This is a genomic window from Frankia sp. CcI49, assembly GCF_001983215.1.
GTDB lineage: Bacteria > Actinomycetota > Actinomycetes > Frankiales > Frankiaceae > Parafrankia > Parafrankia irregularis.
The window spans coordinates 265,715-284,755 of the sequence record NZ_MOWP01000027.1; the positions used below are offsets into that span (position 1 = coordinate 265,715).

The window sequence follows — 19,041 nt, forward strand, 5'->3', positions numbered from 1 at the left end:
AGCGGCCGCCTCCGGCACTGTTGTCCCGCAGGCTTTCCGGCCCCGCGGGCTCCCCCCGCGCCGCCGGCTCGGCCGGCCACCGACTACTCGGCCGGGCCGACTGCTCCGCTGGGCCGACTACTCCGCCGTGCCGCCGGACGACCGGGCGAAGGGCCGCAGGCGGGCGACCAGGCCCCGAACCTCGGCGCTGGCCGCGGCCAGCGTCTCCTCATAGGACGTCGCGGCCCCGTCGAGGAGCACGTCGAGCGCGATCAGGCGCTCGGCGACCTCGGTAATGAGGTCGAAGTCACGCACGTGCTGATGAGCCAGCTCAGCCAGCCGCTCATTTTTCTCAAACAGCTCGACAAACACGCTCACCTTGGCACGCAGGAGCCACGGGTCGAACGGCTTGGCGATGTAGTCGACCGCGCCGACCGCGTACCCACGGAAGGCGTGATGTGGCTCACGGTCAATCGCCGTCAGAAAGATGATAGGCGTGTCCCTCGTCCGCCCACGCTGCTTGATCCGGTGCGCGGTCTCGAAGCCATCCATCCCCGGCATCTGAACGTCCAGAAGGATGACCGCGAAGTCGTCGATGAGCAGACGCTTGAGTGCTTCCTCGCCCGAGGACGCCGTGACCAGATCCTGGTCCAGCGAGGCGAGGATCGCCTCCAGGGCCATGAGGTTGTCAGGCCGGTCATCCACAAGGAGGATCTTGCTTCGCGGGCGCTCCGAATTCGAAGCGCCCGCGGTTTCGACAGGTCCGCCGGTCCGCTCGGTCACCCGCCTGCCTCCTCCTTCGCCGGTCGGCCTGGATGTTCGTGGCGACGACACCACTGTTCCACCTTCGCCGATCGGCATGTGCGGGCCATCACCGGCCCGTCGACGCTTACCCGAATGCGCACCATACGCGATCTGATCATCACAGATGTGACCGCATCACTCCGAGGAGGTGATCGAGATCCACGGGCTTGGTGATGTAGTCCGTCGCCCCGGCCGAAATGCTCTTCTCCCGATCACCGGGCATCGCCTTCGCGGTCAGCACGAGAATCGGCAGCGGTGCGAAGGCGGGCATCGCGCGGATCGCGGATGTCGTCTCGTTGCCGTCCATGCCGGGGAGCATGACGTCCATCAACACGAGGTGCACCGGCGCGCTGTCCTGTTGGAGCGTCCGGATCGCGTCATGGCCGTTGTCAGCGTAGAGCACCCGCATCCCGTGCATCTCCAGTGCGCTGGTCAGCGCGAACACGTTGCGGACATCGTCATCTACCACCAGCACGGAGGCGCCCACGAGCGGATCGGAGCTGTCGAGGTTCGCGGAGGGCGGCCGAGCCACCGCCGACGGGTCGGTGAGGAACGGTGTGCCCTCGTCCGAGCGCGGGTCCACGGCGTTCCCCTCAGAAGCCCGGCTTGACCACAGCGTACGCTCCCCGACCCGCGACCTCCCGGCCTGCCTCGAGCCCTCGGCGTTCGGCGCGGAACCCATCCCGGGCGCCGTCGGCCCGGCCGCCCCCGCCAACCCCACGCCGGTGCGCCCCGACCCCGACGCCGAGCCCAACCCCGACCGCGGCCCCGCCTCCGCCAAGGAGCCCGCCGTGACGAACCCCGAGCCCTGCCGGCGATCCGGCGCGGCCAGTTCGGCCCCGGCCAGCCCCGGGCCTCGTCCGTCACCGCCCGCCTCCAGGCGGGACCGGGCTCCACCCGCACCTTCGACGATCATGAGAACGCCGTCCGGCTCGCCGGGAATCACGACGGCCGGTACCTCGGCCGGCATCACCGACGGGACGAACAGCGTGAACGTGCTGCCCTGGCCGATCTGGCTGGACACCGCGATCGATCCGCCGAGCAGGCGGGCGATCTCCTTGCTGATCGACAGTCCCAGACCGGTGCCGCCGTAGCGGCGGGACGTCGTGCCGTCCGCCTGCTGGAAGGCCTCGAAGATCATCCTCAGTTTCTCGGCGGCGACGCCGATCCCGGTGTCGCTGACGGCGAAGGACAGCACCATCGGCGCCGACCGCAGGCTCGGCGCGACGAACGGGGTGTCGGGCGACGCGACGGACACGTCCAGGCGCACGGTGCCGGAGTCGGTGAACTTCACGGCGTTGGACAGCAGGTTCTTCAGCACCTGCTGGATGCGCTGCTCGTCCGTGACGAACTCCTCGGGGACGTCGCTCGCGACGCTGATCTCGAAGGTGAGGCCCTTCTCCTCCGCGGTGGGCCCGAACACTCCCGCGACGGCGTCGCACAGGGCCGCGGTGCGCACCGGACCGGCGTCGACGTTCATCTTGCCGGCCTCGACCTTGGAGAGGTCGAGGATGTCGTTGATAAGACCGAGCAGCTCCGAGCCCGCGGAGTGGATCGTCTCGGCGAAGTCGATCTGCTTCTGGCTGAGGTTGTGGTCGGGGTTGTCGGCCAGCAGCTTCGCCAGGATGAGCAGGCTGTTCAGCGGGGTCCGCAGCTCGTGGCTCATGTTCGCCAGGAACTCGGACTTGTACTGCGACGACAGTGCCAGCTGCTCGGCCTTCTCCTCCAGGCCGATGCGGGCCATGTCGATCTCGGTGTTCTTCTCCTCCAGCAGCGCCGCCTTCTCCTCCAGCTCGTTGTTGGTGCGCTGGAGCTCGACGGACTGGGAGCGCAGCTCCTGGGTGAGGCGCTGCGACTGGGCGAGCAGCTCCTCCGTCCGGGCGTTCGCCATGATCGTGTTCAGGACGACGCCGATGGTGTCGACGAGCTGGTCGACGAGGGTGAGGTGCAGGTCGGAGAACGGGGTGAAGGACGCCAGCTCGATGACGCCGAGCACCTGGTTCTCGAAGATGACCGGGACCACCACGAGGTCACATGGTGGCGCCTCACCGAGGCCGCTGCGGATGTTGAGGTAGCCGGCCGGGACGTCCTCGACCCGGATGCGCTTCTTCTCCAGCGCGGCCTGGCCGATCAGCCCCTCGCCGAACAGGAACGTGCCGTCGGAGCGGCGCCGCGGCACCGACCCGTAGCCGGCGACGTAGCGCAGCTTGTCGCCCTCGATGAAGTCGAGCAGGTAGACGGTGCCCTGCTGGGCGTTCACCGCCGGGGTCATCTCACTGATGATCATCTGGCAGACCGTGTAGAGGTCGCGCTGGCCCTGCATCTTGCTGCCGATGAGGGCCAGGTTCGACTTCAGCCAGTCCTGCTGGGCGTTGACCTCGGTGGTCTCCCGCAGCCGGGCGATCATCTGGTTGATGTTGTCCTTGAGCTCGGCGACCTCGCCCTCGGCCTCGACCGTGATCGAGCGGGTCAGGTCACCGCGGGTCACCGCCGTGGAAACGTCGCCGATCGCGCGCAGCTGGATCGTCAGGGTCGTGGCGAGCTGGTTGACGTTGTCGGTGAGGTCCCGCCAGGTGCCGGCGACGCCGGCGACCGTGGCCTGGCCGCCCAGCTTGCCCTCGACGCCCACCTCCCGGCCGACCCGGGTGATCTCGATCGCGAACGAGGAGAGCTGGTCGACCATCGTGTTGACGGTGTCCTTCAGCTCGGCGATCTCGCCCTGCGCGGTCACCGTGATCTTCTGCGAGAGGTCGCCGCGGGCGACCGCCGTCGTCACCGCCGAGATGTTGCGGACCTGGGTGGTCAGGTTGCCGGCCATCGAGTTCACCGACTCGGTGAGATCCCGCCACACCCCCGACACACCCCGCACGTGCGCCTGGCCACCCAGGTTCCCCTCGGTACCCACCTCGCGGGCGACCCGGGTGACCTCGTCGGCGAACGACGACAGCTGGTCCACCATCGTGTTCAGGGTCTCCTTGAGCTCAAGGATCTCGCCCTGGGCGGTGACCGTGATCTTCTGCGAGAGGTCGCCGCGGGCCACCGCCGTCGCCACCAGGGCGATGTTGCGGACCTGGCTGGTCAGGTTGCCGGCCATCGAGTTCACCGACTCGGTGAGATCCCGCCACACCCCCGACACACCCCGCACGTGCGCCTGGCCACCCAGGTTCCCCTCGGTACCCACCTCCCAGGCGACCCGGGTCACCTCGTCCGCGAACGACGACAGCTGGTCCACCATCGTGTTCAGGGTGTGCGCCAGCCCCGCGACCTCGCCGCGGGCGTCCACGGTGATCTGCCGGGTCAGGTCACCCCGGGCCACCGCGGCCGCGACCTCGGCGATGCTGCGCACCTGGGTGGTCAGGTTGCCGGCCATGATGTTCACCGAGTCGGTGAGGTCGCGCCACACCCCGGAGACGCCCATGACCTTGGCCTGACCGCCGAGCTTGCCCTCGGTGCCGACCTCCTTCGCCACCCGGGTGACCTCGTCGGCGAACGCGGAGAGCTGGTCGACCATCGTGTTCACGGTCGACTTCAGCTCGTGGATCTCGCCGCGGGCGTCCACGGTGATCTTCTGCGAGAGGTCGCCCTGCGCGACGGCGGTCGTCACCTGGGCGATGTTGCGGACCTGGCTGGTCAGGTTGCCGGCCATCGAGTTCACCGACTCGGTGAGATCCCGCCACACCCCGGAGACACCCATGACCTTGGCCTGACCGCCGAGGTTGCCCTCGGTACCGACCTCGCGGGCCACCCGGGTGACCTCGTCCGCGAACGACGACAGCTGGTCGACCATCGTGTTCACGGTCGTGCCGATGCGGAGGAACTCACCGCGCACCGGCTGGCCGGCGATCTCCAGCGCCATCTGCTGGGAGAGATCACCCTCGGCCACCGCGGCGATGACCCGGGCGACCTCGTGGGTGGGCCGGGCCAGATCGTCGATGAGCGAGTTCACCGACTGGGTGAGCTCGTCCCAGCCACCGCTGCCACCCAGGTCGTCCATCCGCAGGGTGAGACGACCGTCACGTCGAATCACCTTGGAGACTCTGGAAACCTCACGTGCGTGCCGCTCCTGCATGCCGGCGAGCTCGTTGAACCGGCGGGCCACGTCGCCACCGACACCGTCACCGATCGGGAGCCGGACACCGAAGTCACCGTCGACCAGCCGGTCGAGCCCCGCGAGCAGGCCTGGCAGCAACGCCTCCACGCCCCCGGCGACGCTCCCGGGGCCACCTCCGACCGTGCCCGCGCCGTAGGCGGGGCCAGGAGGCGCCGGGGCGCTGTGGGCAGAGCCGTTGACCGACCCGTTGGTGGTGTCGCCCGTCGCGAGGGTGCCGGTGGCGCCCGCGGGCGGACCGCCGGCATCCCCGCCATGCTCGGACGACTGCTGGCGGTCGGGGCTCACGTCGGCGCTCATCAGTCTCCTACCTTGCCTGTGACGGTGGAATTATGAGGGCTACGAGCCACCCACGGGCGGCCTGGGGCAAGCGGTGGCGGCCGGGTGGCTCGGGCCGCGTGGCCGGTGCGCGGCAGCGGGTCCGCGATGCATGGCTGGTCTGGCGCCTGACGGGCGGGTGCATGGCCGGTCCGCGCACAGGTGGTGCCACCGGGCCCTGTCGGTGGCCCGTTCGGCCCAGCGGTCGACATCCGTTGGCCCGGGTTCCAGGGTGACTGACGATGGTGTGGTCGAGATCGGTGCGTGGGTAGGCGTGTAGCCGACGACGATGCGGAATGTGGCCATGGGACGGAGGTGTGCTGGTGTCGTCTGATCGGTCCGAACTGTGGTCCCGCTGTGGACTTTTGTCCCCGCCTGAGCAACTTCGGGCCAGGAACGCTCGAAGCAGGCACATCAGCCGCCAGTATCCGCCTTACCGAGGACGACGCAGGAGAGACTGAGCCACATGAACGCCGACCCAGCGGCCGGAGACCGGGTCGCGCCCCCGCGCTCTGTCGAACTGCCACCGACTGCTGACTCTCCGCGGTCGGCCCGGCGCTTCGTGCAGGACGTCCTGCGCGGCAATCTCGACGAGGACACCCTTGACTCGGCACTGCTCCTGGTCACCGAGCTGGTCACCAACGTGGTCGTGCACGCGGGGACGGTCGCGACGGTCGGCATCGCGCTGGAGTCCGCGGGCGTGCGCGTCAGCGTCAGCGACCGCCATCCGGTCCGCATCGGCGTCGGTCGCCGCGAGACGCAGGTGGTGCGGCCCCGGCCAGCCGGGCCCGACGACCTCGAAAGCCTCGACGGGCTGGGCCTGGAGGACCTTGACGGCAGGCCCGACGGGCTCGAGGGCCTGCGCGAGGACGGCCGCGGCCTCGCGCTGGTCGATGCGCTGGCCAGCTCCTGGGGCACCGAGCATGTCGCCGGTGGGAAGACCGTCTGGTTCCGGCTGACGGCCGCCGCCTCCGCACAGCCACCGGAACGCGTGCCACCCGGTGCCGCGCGCGGCGCGGAGGGCGCGGAAAGCACGGCAGACGCCGGGAACGCGCCGAGCGCGGAGGGCACGAGGACCACGGAGGGCGCGGAGGGCGCCAGGGCCACGGAGGGCGCCGCGGTCGTCGCGCCGTCCAACCCGGGTTCCGCAGGCGTCCCGCCCAGGCTGCCCCGGCTGATCGCCCGCGACACCGCCCGTGCGCTGAGCGCCGAGGGCGAGGTGTCCGAGTTGCTCGCCCAGCTTCTCGACGCCCTGCCCGCCAGCGGCGGCATGGTGCGGCGCCCCGCCGCGGACGGCGTTCGGGTGGAGACCGTCGCGGCGATGGGACGCGCCGGCGCGGACGCACAGGCACGGGTGTTTCCCCTCGACCCGACCCAGGACAGCCTGGGCGAGCTGCTGCTCTGGCCCTCCGTCGACGGCACCGCCAGCGGCGCCGGTGGGCCTGCGGACAGCCACCCGGAAGGGCACGACGGCTTCGACGTCGAGCGCGTCCAGCTCGTCTCGCGCTGGATGGCCCTCGCTCTCGGCGGCGGCGACATGCGGCGGGCCGAGGAACGCCGCATCGGGATGCTCTCCTTCCTCGCCGAGGCATCGGATCTGCTGGCGGGAAATCTGGACCTGGCCCGCTCGCTCGCGCTGCTGGCCCGGCTTCCGGTTCCCCGGCTGGCGCAGTGGTGCGCGGTCTACCTCAACCACGAGGGCGCGAACCCCACRCTGGAGGCGTTCGGGCACGCCGAGGAGTCCCAGACGGCCGCGCTCACCCGGGCCGCGGTCGACCCGGACGGCGCGTTGATGGCCGCGGTGCGCGCCGCGCGCGGCGACCAGGTCCAGATGGTGACCGCGTTCGGCGGGCCCGCCCTGGTCGTCGTCCTGCAGGCGCGGCGGCGCGTGCTCGGCGTGCTCGCGCTCGGTCGCGCCCCCGGCCACGCGTTCCTCGCGGACGAGATGGATCTGCTGGCGGACCTGGCCCGCCGGGCCGCGTTCGCGGTCGACAACGCCAGGCTGTACAGCCGCCAGGTGGAGCTCGCCGGCACCCTGCAGGCCGGCCTGCGCCCGCCCGCGCTGCCGAACATCCCGGGGATCGATCTCGGCTCCGCCTACGGGGCCGCGCAGTCCGCCGGGCTCGACGTCGGTGGGGACTTCTTCGACCTGATCCACGGTCCGAACGGCTGGACGGTGGCCATCGGCGACGTCTGCGGCAAGGGAGCGGAGGCCGCGACCGTCACCGGGGTCGCCCGCGCCGTGCTGCGGCTGCTCACCGGCCGGGGCGCGGCGCTGGAGGAGCTGCTGCTCGAGCTCAACCGCGCGCTGCGGGACACCGCCACCGCCGGGAACGCCCGCTTCTGCACGATGGCCGCCGCCTCGATGCTTCCGCTGGCGGGCGGCAACGCCCGGTTCCACCTGCACCTGGCCGGTCATCCCCAGCCCGTGGTCCTGCACCAGGACGGATCAGCGTCCCTCGTCGGCCTGGCCGGCACCCTGCTGGGTGTGCTCGACGACGATGAGATCTCCTTCCCGGGCCTGGAGCTGCAGCTACAGGCGGGCGAGTCTCTGGTGCTCTACACGGATGGCGTCGTCGAGGCCAGGCAGGGGCGGGAGTTGTTCGGGGAGCAACGGCTGGTCGACGCGGTGGCCGGCTGCCACGGCCTTTCCGCACAGGGGGTGGCCGACCGGGTGCTGTCCGCGGCAGAACGGTTCGCGGGTGGCAATCTGCGCGATGATGTGGCGATTCTCGTCGCCCGGGTGGCCGACTGAGCCTTTGACCCCCGGGCACCTGGATTGCGCTGCCGCCTGATGGGTAAACAGTGCGAGATGTCCCCGTTCAAGACGTGGTGATCGATGAGTTCTACATCGGTTCCGATGAGTGTGGTCCAGCAGACGGGTCCGTGCCGTCCGCCGGCCACGCACATCGTCGCGGAGCTGCCCTACCTCCCGTCCGCCGTGCCGCAGGCACGGCGGGTGCTGCGGGAGTGCCTCGGGCTGACCGACCTGCCGGACGACAGCCGGGCCACGGCCGAGCTGCTGGTGAGCGAGCTCGTCACCAACGCGGTCAAGTACGGCAGTCCGCCGGTGTGGCTGCTCGTCGAGCTGCGGCCGGGCCTCGTCCACGCCTCGGTGTCCGACACGTCGACGACGCTGCCGCACCGCCGTGTGATCGACGCCGACTCCGAGGGGGGCCGCGGGCTGCTGGTCCTCGACGCGCTGGCCGGCAGCTGGGGCGCCGTCTCCGTGGAGTCCGGCAAGTACCTCTGGTTCGACCTGCCGGTCATCCGGTCGGAGTAGACGGATCGCGGGCCGACTGATCCGAGGCCGACCGATCCGGAGCTGGCGGCGGCAGGACGATGCGGGCCGCCCGGGGGTGGCCGAGGAACTCGTGCATGGCGAACTCGTAGCCGTAGGCACCGGCCATCGGGAAGACCACGACGTCGCCGGCCCGCAGGCGGTCGACGGTCACGTCCCGGGCCAGCGTGTCCTCGGGAGTGCACAGCTCGCCCACCACGGTGACCGGGCCGGCGGCCACCTCGGGCCGGGGCCAGCCCACCGGCCAGCTCTCGCGGGGCACCACGGCGAAGTTGTGCACGATCTCCCAGGAGGTCGGCAGCTGGAAATGGTTGATACCGCCCCGAAGCACCGCAAAAGCCTCACCGTGCACCTTTTTGACGTCGGTCACCTCGGCCGCGTACCAGCCACAGTCGGCCACCAGCATCCGGCCAGGCTCGAAGATCACTCGGACGTCCGTCGGCGGGCGCAGCCGGGCCAGGCCATCACCGAAAAGATCGAGGTCGAACGGACGCTCGCCCCGCCGGTCCGGTTCAAAGGGCACACCGAGACCACCGCCGACGTCCACCACCCGCAGGTCGAAGCGGCCCTCGTGCGCCTGCCGGACGGCGAAGTCGAGACACCACCGCACGTACTCCAGGTGCGCGGCCGCGTCGAGGTTTCCCGAGACGGCATGCACATGGAAGCCCACCAGATCGATCCCCGGCAGAGAGCGCGCCAGCTCGACCGCGCCCGGCACCTCCCGCTCCTCGATCCCGAAGGCACTCGGACGCCCACCCATCCGCAACGAGCCGGCGAGCCCGACCCGGGCGGGGTTCACCCGCAGCGCGACCGCGGCACGGCGGCCGGCCCGGGTGGCCACCGCATCGATCCGCAACAGCTCCAGAGGGCTCTCCACGTTGACGACGTCGACGGTTCCCGACGTCTCACCCGCGGCGGGGTCCAGGAGGGCCCGCAGCAGGCTCAGGGACTTTCCCGGGCCCGACGCCACCAGCCGGGGCAGGGGCGCCGGCTGCGGCTGGGGCGGCGGCGGCTGGGGCGGCGGCTGCGGCTGGGGTGGCTGACCCGCGCGGCCCAGGGCATCGGTCGCGAGCGCGAGCTCACGCGCCGAGGAGATCTCGAACCCGTCGACCCCACGACCGCCGGCCAGCAGCGCGTCGAGCACCGGCGGGAAGGAGTTGGCCTTGACCGCGAAGTACAGCTGCGCCCACGGCGGCAGATGGCGACGCAGGTCGACGGCGGCCCGCTCCGCCACAGCCGGCGCGTAGAGGTACGCGCTGAGCTCGGGCTCCGCGTCAACACCGGACTCCGCGCCACCGCCGAGCTGCCAGCCGCCACCGGGCCAGGCCCGCACGTGCTCGATCACAGCCGGGGGCAACCGGTCCAGGCCGAGGGCGCGCAGTGGCGCCGCCGAGATCGGAAGATCCAGCACAGCCCGAAATGTACGACGCGGCGGCAAAGCATGCGCGTTGCCCGAGCCTCGCCCGACCCGGATCAGAAGCCAGCCGTCATGCCCAGGTCGAGTGCAGGCACGCCCGACCACCCGACGGGGAGACGAGGTCACGAAACAGAAACCGCACCGAAACGATGCCGACATCCACGGAACCGCTCCACCTCGCCCATTTGCGATCGTAGTATCACGGTGGGCAACGATCGCGCGGGGAGTCGGACGGGAAGCCGCGGGCGAAGCCCATGCACGAAACCCACCGAGGAAGCCCAGCCGCAAAAAGCCCACATGGGGAGCACGGCCAGCGCCCCACCTCGACAGTCGGCAGCCGTAAGGGAGACAACACCCCGATGCGAGGGGTGCACCAGAGTTCAACAGTGAGGAAGAGCTCGGCGCGTCCACTGGCCGGAGATCGGGACTCATTGAGGTTAGGCTTCCCTGATCCGGTCCGCTCGAAGGGAAGTCGCCGTGACGACAATCTCACCGGCCGACATCGATGCCAGTACCGGCGGAGCAGGTCCCAACAATGCGGATCCCAAGGCCGCGGCGGCGATCCTGGCGCGGCAGGCCACCCGTGAATCCGCCGCCCGCACCTACGCACGATCGCTCCCGATCGTTCCGACAAGCGCCGCGGGGTCCTGGATCACCGGTGCCGACGGGCGGCGTTACCTGGATTTCCTCGCCGGAGCCGGCACCCTCGCCACCGGGCACAACCACCCGGCGGTCGTAGCCTCGATCGAGCGCGTCCTGCGTTCCGGAGCGCCCCTGCACGTCCTCGACATCGCCACCCCGCAGAAGGACGCCTTCACCGAGGAACTGGCGAACACGCTGCCCGCCGGGCTGCGCGAGGACCCGAAGCTGCTGTTCTGCGGGCCGACCGGCGCCGATGCCGTCGAAGCCGCGCTCAAGCTCGCCTACACCGTCACCGGGCGCCAGAACGTCCTGGCGTTCACCGGTGCGTACCACGGGATGACAGCCGGAGCACTCGCCGTGACCGGCAACGTGCCGGTGAAGGAGCCGCTGCCGACAGCAGCGTCGGTCGTCCGGCTGCCCTTCCCCTACCCGTACCGGTGCCCGTTCGGTGTGGGCGGCGCCGCCAGCGCGGAGATCTCCGCGCACTATGTCGAGCAGCTGCTCGACGACCCCTGCGGCGGCATCACCAGCCCGGCCGCGATGATCCTCGAGGTGGTGCAGGGGGAGGGCGGCGTCGTTCCGGCCCCTGACGGGTGGCTACGGGCGATGCGCGAGCTGACCAGCCGCCGCGGGATCCCGCTCATCGTGGACGAGGTCCAGACGGGTGTCGGGCGCACCGGCACCTTCTGGGCCTGCGAACGGGCCGGCGTGGTGCCCGACATGCTCGTGATGTCGAAGGCGATCGGCGGTGGGCTGCCGCTGGCCGTCGTCGCCTACCGCGCCGACCTGGACGTCTGGGCGCCGGGAGCGCACGCGGGCACCTTCCGCGGAAACCAGCTCGCGATGGCGGCGGGGCTGGCCACCCTGCGGCTGGTGCGGGACCACGGGCTCAGCGATCGCGCGGCCGTGGTCGGTGACCGGCTGCTGGCCGGTCTGAACCACATCGCCCGGAGCACCGAGATCGTCGGTGACGTGCGCGGCCGCGGCCTGATGCTCGGCGTCGAGATCGTCGACCCGCACCGGGAGCCGGACCGGACCGGCGCTCGGCCCCCGGATGCCGCTCGGGCCGCGGCGATCAGATCCGCGTGCCTCGACCGTGGCCTGATCATCGAGCTCGGCGGCCGCCATGACGCCGTGCTCCGTCTGCTGCCGCCGCTGACCATCACCGACGAGGAGGCGGACCTCGCGCTGGAGATCCTGGCCGACGCCATCGCACTGTCCGGCTCGCCCAAACTTTCCGGCGCAGCAGAGAGGATGGGATGACGGGGCCGGGTCACCAACCCGCGGACGATCTGCGCGCGCTGCTACGAGTCACGCTGGACGCCCTCGACGCCGGCCGCCGGGACCGCGGCGGCCCGCTGCCCGCCGGTGGGCCGGCCGCGGTCCGGCAGGCGACACTCGACGCGCTCGGGCCAGGGCCGCTTCTGCCCCGAACGGGCGACGGTGAGGCCGCGGCGCTCGGCGGGCTCACCCGCATGCTGACCGCGGGGTCGGCCGATCCCGCGGATCCGTTCTGCGCCGCCCATCTGCACTGCCCACCGTTGGCTGTGGCCGTGGCCGCCGACCTCGCGGTGAGCACGCTCAACCCGTCGCTGGACTCCTGGGACCAGGCCCCCGCCGGCACGACCATCGAGCTGGAGGTGGTCGCCGCGCTGGCCGAGCTCGTCGGGTTCGACCCGACGCACGCCGTGGGCACCGTGACCACCGGCGGCACCGAGTCCAACCTGATGGGCCTGCTGCTCGGCAGCCACACCACCGGGCAGGCGGCGGTCCGGTCGCGAGCCCGGGGCCGGAGCGGGCCGAGAGCCCATCACGGCCGGCCCGGGCCACGGGCCCAGCTCGGGCGGGCCGGCCGCGGTGGCAGCGCGGGTCCGGTTCCCGTCCTGTGCTCGGCGGCCGGCCACCACTCGGTTCGGCGCGGTGCCGAGCTGCTCGGGCTCACGAAGGTCGTCCCGGTCGCGGTCGACGCCGCGTACCGCATGGACGTCCAGGTGCTGCGGGCCGCGCTGGCCCGGCACGACGGCCCCGTCCTCGTCGTCGCGACGGCGGGCACCACCGACGCCGGCGCGATCGACCCGCTGGCCGAGATAGCCGATCTGGTGCGCAGCCACCCGGCGCCGAGCTGGCTGCACGTGGACGCCGCGCACGGCGGTGGCGCCCTGTTCTCCCGCCGGCTCGCCGGCCGCCTCACGGGCCTGGACCAGGCCGACTCCGTCGCGCTCGACCTGCACAAGCTGGGCTGGCAGCCGGCACCCGCGGGAGTCTTCCTCACCCCGTCACGGCGCGGCTGGAGCCGGCTGGAAGCCGAGATCGCCTACCTCAACCCGGCCGATGAGACCACCGCGGGATACACCAGCCTGCTGGGGCGATCGCTGCGAACGACCCGCCGGCCGGACGCATTCAAGATCGCGGTGACCTTCCGCGCGCTCGGCCGAGAGCGCCTCGGGGCGATGGTGGACGCCTGCCACGACCTCGCCGAGCACGCCGCGCACGTCATCGCCGACCACCCTCGGCTGGAGCTCGCCGCGCCGGTCACCCTCAGCACCGTGCTGTTCCGGTACGTCCCGGCCGGCACCGGCACCGGCACCGGCACCGAGGAGGGCACCCGGCTCGACCGGTTGAACGCCGCGATCCGTAGCCGCCTGCTCGACGACGGCGCGGCGGTCGTGGGGCGGACGACCGCCGGCCCCGAGGCCGCCGTCCACCTCAAGCTCACCCTGCTGAACCCGGCGGCCACCGCCGCCGACGTCTCCGCGCTGCTCGCGCTCGTCGCCGCCACCGGAGACCGCATCGCGGCCGAGGCACCGCATTGACCATCGCGAAGCGGACGATCGCCGAAAGGACCGCCGAAGCCCCCGCCCCCGGCCCGATCCGCCCAGACCCGGCAAGCCCCGGTGTGGCCGGGGCCGGGGCCGGCCCCGCAGCCGCGGCCCCGGCAGTCATTGGCCCGGCAGACATGGGCCCGGCCGGTGCCGCGGCGGGCGAGGCGGACGAGGTCGTGACCGAGGTCCTGCTCCGGTGCTGGTTGAGGGAGCTCGGCGCCCAGGCGGGAGCGCCGACCGGCCCGGCGCTCCGGCTGCCGCTGCCCGCGACCGGCCTGGCACTGGACCTCGACATCACCTACCGGTCTCCGACCGGCTGGCACCGCTTCGGCCCGCCGCGTCTGCACGGCACGCCGATCGACGCGGGCCGGCCCGACGCGGGGCTGCTCGACGCTGGCCTGCTCGCCGCGCTCCTGACCCGGGAGGTGGCCGCCGGTGCGGCACTGCCCCCCGGCGCCGCGCGCGGTGCTCTGGCGCGCATCCTCGACTCGGCGGAGTGGATCACCCGGATCATCGCCTTCCGTCGCGGTGAGCCCGCCGCCGCGACGGCGGCCAGCGCGTCAGCGGCCAGCGCGTCGGCGCCCGGCGAGCCCGCGGATCGGTCGGCCCGCGAGCCCGCCCGCGTGCCGGCCGGGAACGCCGCGAACCGCGCACCGTTTCTCGTGGCCGAACGTGCTCTGATCACCGGCCATCCGTTTCACCCGGCCGCGAAGAACCGGGGCGAGGCCTCGGCCGCCGAGACGGCGCGGTACTCGCCCGAGCTGCACGGGGCGTTCCGGCTGCACTGGTTCGCGGCGCATCCGAACATCGTCCGCCACGGCGGACCCGACCCGGCCCGAACGCTCGCGTCGCTGCGGGCCGAGGCCGGGACGGAAACCGGGAACGGGAACGAGAGCGGGAGGGGGACGGGTACCGGCCCGGTGGCACCGCCGGGATACCTGCTGCTGCCCGCCCATCCCTGGCAGGCGCGCACCGTCGGCGACCGCCCGGAGCTCGCCCGGCTGCTCGACGACGGACAGCTGGTTGATCTCGGTCCGTCCGGGCGACCCTGGTTCCCCACATCGTCGCTGCGCACGGTGTGGCGGCCGGACGCGCCGGTCATGCTCAAGCTCTCCCTCGGTATGCGGATCACCAACTCCCGCCGGGAGCTGCACACCGACGAGCTCGCCCTCGGCGCGGAGATGGCCCGGTACGCCCGGCTGGCCCTGGACGAATGGCTTGGCCGCCACCATCCGGAATTCCGGCTCCTTTCCGAGCCGTCGTGGGCCGCGGTGCTGCCCGGTGGGCTGGAATGCGCGCTGCGGACCAACCCGTTCGGGGCCGGGGACCGGGCGGTGTGCGCCGCCGCGCTGATCGCCGACCGCCCCGACCTCGCCCCCGGGGCGCCCGACCGGTCACGGCGGTCGATGCTCGCCGAGATCATCACGAACCTCACCCGCCGCGGAACGGCCGCGACCCGCCCGGCCGCGGCCGGCTCGGAGCCGACCGGCTCGGCGGTGGCCAGCCACGCGACGACGACAGTGGCGGGCGAGTGGTACGGCCAGTACCTGCGGGTACTCATCCTGCCCGTGCTCGATCTTTACCTGCGCCGTGGCGTCGGCCTCGAGGCCCATCTGCAGAACACCGTCGTCACCCTTGACGACCAGGGCTGGCCGGTCACCGGATGGTTCCGGGACAGCCAGGGCTACTACCTGGCCGCCTCCCGCGCCGAGGCCGCGCGGCATGAGGTCCCCGGCCTCGGGGACGGGCTGCCCGCCGTCTTCGACGACGCCCTGGTCGAGCAGCGCCTCATCTACTACACAGTGGTGAACAACGCCCTAGCCGTCATCGGCGCRCTCGGCGCCGCCGGGATCGCGGACGAACGGGTACTGCTCGCACAGCTGCGCGCGGAGCTGGTCCGTGCCCGCTGCGGCCCGGGCGGGCGGGCACGGCGGGGCCGGGCGCTGCTGAACCGCCTGCTGGACGCCCCGACCCTGCCCTGCAAGGCGAACCTGCGCACCTGCGTCGACGGCCGCGACGAGCTGGTCGGCCCCGTGACCTCCCAGTCGATCTACGTGGAGATCCCCAATCCGATCGTGGAGGTCCGTCCCTGATGTCACCCTCCGCCACGGCCCCCGAGCCGTTCGACCTGCTCGGGGTGGGACTCGGCCCGTTCAACCTGTCGCTGGCGGCGCTCGCCGACAGCGTGCCGGGCGTGCGGGCCGTCTTCCTGGAACAGCAGGACGCCTTTCACTGGCATCCGGGGCTGCTGCTGGACGGCACCACGTTGCAGGTTCCCTTCCTCGCCGACCTGGTGACCCTGATCGACCCGACCAGCCGGTGGTCGTTCCTGTCCTACCTGCGCGAACACGACCGCCTGTTCCGTTTCTACTTCTACGAGCGGTTCCACCTGCCGCGGCGCGAGTACGACGACTACTGCCGGTGGGTCGCGCAGTCGCTCGGATCCACCCGGTTCGGGGCGCGGGTCGATGCGGTGCGCTGGCGGCCGGGCAGCGAGCTGTTCGAGGTGACGGTCAGCGGCCCGCACGCCGGCGGCCCGACAGCCGGCGGCCCGACAGCCGGCGGCCCGACAGCCGGCGGCCCGACAGCCGGCGGCCCGCGTGACCCCGCCAGCGGCCCGCGCGAGATCGCCGGCGGCCCGGACGAGTCCGCGCCCCGCGTGCTCACCGCCCGCAACCTCGTGCTCGGCCTCGGCACCGAGCCGGTCGTCCCGCCGGCCTTCGCCGGCGTGCGCGGCCGGCGGGTGTTCCACTCGGCCGACTTCCGCGGGCAACGCGACCAGCTGGCCGGGGCCCGGCACGTCACGGTCGTCGGTTCCGGGCAGTCCGGCGCCGAGGTGTTCGCGGAGCTGCTGCGCGCCCAGCCCTCGACCGGGCAGTCGCTGGCCTGGATCACCCGCACCCCCGCGTTCGCGCCGATGGAGTACTCCAAGCTGGGCCTGGAACAGTTCACCCCGGACTACGTGCGCTACTTCCACGGGCTCGACCAGCCGACGAAGGACGCCACCGTGCCCGGCCAGTGGCAGCTCTACAAGGGCATCGACGCGCAGACCATCGGCGAGATCTACGACCTGCTCTACGAGCGCAGCATCGGCGGCACCGACGCGGACGCGCTGCTGCTGCCGAACGTGTCCGTGGAGGCGGTGAGCCAGCCCGGCGCGGATCACGCGCACGCCCTGCGCCTGCGGTGCCGGCACCGCGCCCAGCACCGCGAGTTCACCGTCGACACCGACGCGGTCGTCCTCGCCACCGGCTACGCACCGCGCCGGCCGACGCTGCTCGACCCGGTCGGCGGGCTGCTGCACCTCGACCCCGGCGGCCGCTTCCGGGTGGACGACCGGTACCGCCTCGCGACCGCGGCCGAGGTCACGGGACGGATCTACGTCCAGAACGCCGAGCTGCACACGCACGGGGTGGGCGCGCCCGATCTGGGGCTGGGCGCCTGGCGGGCCGCGGTCATCCTCGACGACCTGACCGGCGGGCGGGCGCACCGGCTGCCTCCGCCCACCGCCTTCACCACGTTCGGCGCTCCCGAGCCACCGCGAGCCGCCGCGCCGGATGGAGCCCCGGACGCCGGGGCAGCCGGGGCAGCCGGGGTGGCCACGGGTTCCATCCCCGTCCAGCCCGCCGAGGCAGGCGGAGCGGGCCGGTGACGGGGCCGGAGCAGGTCGAGCCGACACAGGCCGAGCTGTGGCGCACCGCGGGCCGCGCGCTGCTGTCCCGGCTGATCGCCGAGCTGGCCTACGAGGAACTGCTCGTCCCCACCACACACGCCGTGCCGCCCACTGCCACGCCGCCGCCCGCAGCTGCTCCGCCGCCGCCCGCAGCTGCTCCGCCGCCGCCCGCAGCTGCTCCGCGCACGGTGGTCGCTGGACGGGGCGCACCCGCGCGTTACCGGATCGAGTGCGGTGCGGTGGCCTACACGTTCACGGCCCGGCGGGGCACCTTCGGCACCTGGTGGCCGGCGGCCTCGACCCTGCGCCGCGGCGGTGAGCCGGCCGACGACCCGGTCCGGTTCCTGCTCGACGCGCAGGCGTTGCTGGGGTGGTCCGGCGACGTCCTCGCCGATGTCGTACGCGAGGTGACGGCGACCCAGCGCGCGGATGTGGAGATCCTGCGCGGGGYGCTGCCCGCGGCGCGGCTGGCCGGGCTGTCCCACCTGGAGCTGGAGGGGCGCCAGGCCGGTCATCCCTGCCTGGCCGCGAACAAGGGCCGGCTCGGTTTCGGCGTGGCCGACGCGGCCCGCTACGCGCCGGAGTCGGGCGTCCCGTTCCGGCTGCGCTGGGTGGCCGCCGAGCCGGCTCTGGGGCTGCTCGTCACGCAGGCCGGGCTGACGCCGTCCGACCTGTACGACCGCGAGCTGTCGGCCGCGACCCGGGCGGAGTTCACCGCGGCGCTGACCGCGGCGCTGATCCGCGCCGGGTGCGCCGGGGGAACCAGCTCCGCTGACGCGGACGCGCTGGCGGCGCGGTACGTGTGGCTGCCGGTCCATCCATGGCAGTGGGAGAACGTGGTGACCACTCTGTTCGCCGGCGAGCTGGCCACCGGGGCCCTCGTCGACCTGGGCGAGGCACCGGACCGCTACCTGCCACTGCAGTCCGTCCGCACGGTGGCGAACATCGACACGGTGGGCGGGCGCGACGTCAAGCTCGCCCTGATGATCCGCAACACCCTGGTGTGGCGGGGGATGTCCGCGGAGGACGCGAAGGCGGGTCCCGTGGTCTCCTCGTGGCTGACGTCACTGGCTCGGCAGGATCCGCAGCTGCGGGCCATGGGTGTGATCCCCCTGCCGGAGGTCGCCGGCGCGACCGTGGCGCATCCCGCCTTCGATGCGCTGGCGGACGCCCCCTACCGCCTGCACGAGCTGCTGGGCGTGCTCTGGCGGGAGCCGGTCACCGCCTTCCTCGCCCCGGGCGAACGAGCCCGGACGATGGCCGCGCTGCTCACCATCGGGTCGGACGGCCGCGCGCTGGCCGCCGAGCTGGTGCACCGGTCCGGGCTGACCGCCGCCCGGTGGCTCGCCGCGTTCCTGCACGCCCTGCTCCCACCGCTGCTGCACTACCTGTACGTGTACGGAGTGGCCTTCACCCCCCACGGCGAGAACGTGATCTGTGTGTTCGACGCCGACGACGTGCCGCGGCGCATCGCGGTGAAGGACTTCGGGGCCGACATCGACCTGGTCGAGGGTGACTTCCCGCAGCGCGCCGCCACAGACGGCGGTGCGAGCGCGCTGTGCCGCCACTGGCCGGCCCGGATGCTCGCCCACTCGGTGCTCTCCGCCGTGTTCGCCGGCCACTTCCGGTACTTCTCGGTGGTCGTCGAGGATCACCTCGGGATCGCCGAACCACAGTTCTGGGCGATGGTGCGGGATGCCGTGCTCGACTACCAGCAGGCGCATCCGGAGCTGGCCGACCGCTTCGCGCTGATCGACCTGCTGGCCCCGTCGTTCGACCGGGTCTGCCTGAACCGCGAGCAGCTGTCGGGGGCGGGCTTCCACGAGCGTGCCGGCCGGGACGCCCAGTTCGACGTCCTGCACGGCATGGTCGCCAACCCGCTCGTGGCCACCGGCACATCCGGCGACGGTGAGCCATCCGGCGGTGAGCCATCCGGCGACGGCGAACCGCTCGGAGATGGGCGTTGACAGCGGCCGG

The 19,041-nt window shown here is 72.6% G+C and carries 10 protein-coding genes; 7 read left to right on the plus strand and 3 right to left on the minus strand.

Annotation, left to right across the window (positions count from 1 at the left end):
• Positions 1-117: 117 nt before the first annotated feature.
• Together CcI49_RS24745 and CcI49_RS24750 are read right to left on the minus strand one after the other, a co-directional pair.
• Positions 118-762 carry a response regulator gene (locus CcI49_RS24745; RefSeq protein ID WP_054571422.1) on the minus strand — a complete coding sequence of 215 codons (645 nt, stop codon included), beginning with the start codon at positions 760-762 and terminating at the stop codon, positions 118-120.
• Positions 763-901: 139 nt separating this feature from the next.
• Positions 902-5,191: a HAMP domain-containing protein gene (locus CcI49_RS24750; protein ID WP_076829724.1), complete on the minus strand. Its 4,290-nt coding sequence runs from the start codon at positions 5,189-5,191 to the stop codon at positions 902-904.
• 484 nt (positions 5,192-5,675) lie between these two features.
• Between CcI49_RS24750 and CcI49_RS24755 the strand changes: the two genes are divergently transcribed.
• Together CcI49_RS24755 and CcI49_RS24760 are read left to right on the plus strand one after the other, a co-directional pair.
• Positions 5,676-7,964 (plus strand): SpoIIE family protein phosphatase, encoded by a 2,289-nt coding sequence (locus CcI49_RS24755; RefSeq protein ID WP_076829727.1) that lies wholly within the window; start codon positions 5,676-5,678, stop codon positions 7,962-7,964.
• Positions 7,965-8,048: 84 nt separating this feature from the next.
• Entirely contained in the window at positions 8,049-8,492 is a 444-nt protein-coding gene (locus CcI49_RS24760) for an ATP-binding protein (RefSeq protein ID WP_054571425.1), read from the plus strand.
• On the opposite strand, the gene CcI49_RS24765 is transcribed toward CcI49_RS24760, so the two are convergent.
• Positions 8,476-9,921 carry a diaminopimelate decarboxylase gene (locus CcI49_RS24765; protein WP_076829734.1) on the minus strand — a complete coding sequence of 482 codons (1,446 nt, stop codon included), beginning with the start codon at positions 9,919-9,921 and terminating at the stop codon, positions 8,476-8,478. The two genes, CcI49_RS24760 and CcI49_RS24765, sit on opposite strands and share 17 nt — an antisense overlap.
• Before the next feature lie 483 nt (positions 9,922-10,404).
• Between CcI49_RS24765 and CcI49_RS24770 the strand changes: the two genes are divergently transcribed.
• Genes CcI49_RS24770 through CcI49_RS24795 form a run of 5 tightly spaced genes read left to right on the plus strand, consistent with a single transcriptional unit; the run spans position 10,405 to position 19,031 of the window.
• The gene (locus CcI49_RS24770) at positions 10,405-11,832 is read left to right on the plus strand and encodes a diaminobutyrate--2-oxoglutarate transaminase family protein (protein WP_054571427.1); all 1,428 of its coding nucleotides are present in this window, start codon (positions 10,405-10,407) and stop codon (positions 11,830-11,832) included.
• On the plus strand, positions 11,829-13,382 hold the full coding sequence (locus CcI49_RS24775) for a pyridoxal-dependent decarboxylase (protein WP_076829737.1): 1,554 nt from the start codon (positions 11,829-11,831) through the stop codon (positions 13,380-13,382). The genes CcI49_RS24770 and CcI49_RS24775 overlap by 4 nt, the downstream gene beginning before the upstream one ends.
• Positions 13,379-15,484, plus strand: coding sequence for an IucA/IucC family protein (locus tag CcI49_RS24780; protein WP_347280139.1), 2,106 nt, complete (start codon positions 13,379-13,381; stop codon positions 15,482-15,484). Before CcI49_RS24775 ends, CcI49_RS24780 begins: the two co-directional genes overlap by 4 nt.
• Complete coding sequence (locus tag CcI49_RS39885) at positions 15,484-17,043, plus strand: SidA/IucD/PvdA family monooxygenase (RefSeq protein WP_083749689.1); 1,560 nt, start codon at positions 15,484-15,486, stop codon at positions 17,041-17,043. Before CcI49_RS24780 ends, CcI49_RS39885 begins: the two co-directional genes overlap by 1 nt.
• Positions 17,040-19,031 (plus strand): IucA/IucC family protein, encoded by a 1,992-nt coding sequence (locus CcI49_RS24795; protein WP_076829739.1) that lies wholly within the window; start codon positions 17,040-17,042, stop codon positions 19,029-19,031. The genes CcI49_RS39885 and CcI49_RS24795 overlap by 4 nt, the downstream gene beginning before the upstream one ends.
• The last annotated feature ends 10 nt before the right edge of the window (positions 19,032-19,041 follow it).

Excerpts from the sequence above, each read along its gene's own strand:
- CcI49_RS39885 (WP_083749689.1), top strand. The coding sequence starts at position 15,484 with ATGTCACCCTCCGCCACGGCCCCCGAGCCGTTCGACCTGCTCGGGGTG.
- CcI49_RS24775 (WP_076829737.1), top strand. The coding sequence starts at position 11,829 with ATGACGGGGCCGGGTCACCAACCCGCGGACGATCTGCGCGCGCTGCTA.
- CcI49_RS24750 (WP_076829724.1), bottom strand. The coding sequence starts at position 5,191 with ATGAGCGCCGACGTGAGCCCCGACCGCCAGCAGTCGTCCGAGCATGGC.
- CcI49_RS24760 (WP_054571425.1), top strand. The coding sequence starts at position 8,049 with ATGAGTTCTACATCGGTTCCGATGAGTGTGGTCCAGCAGACGGGTCCG.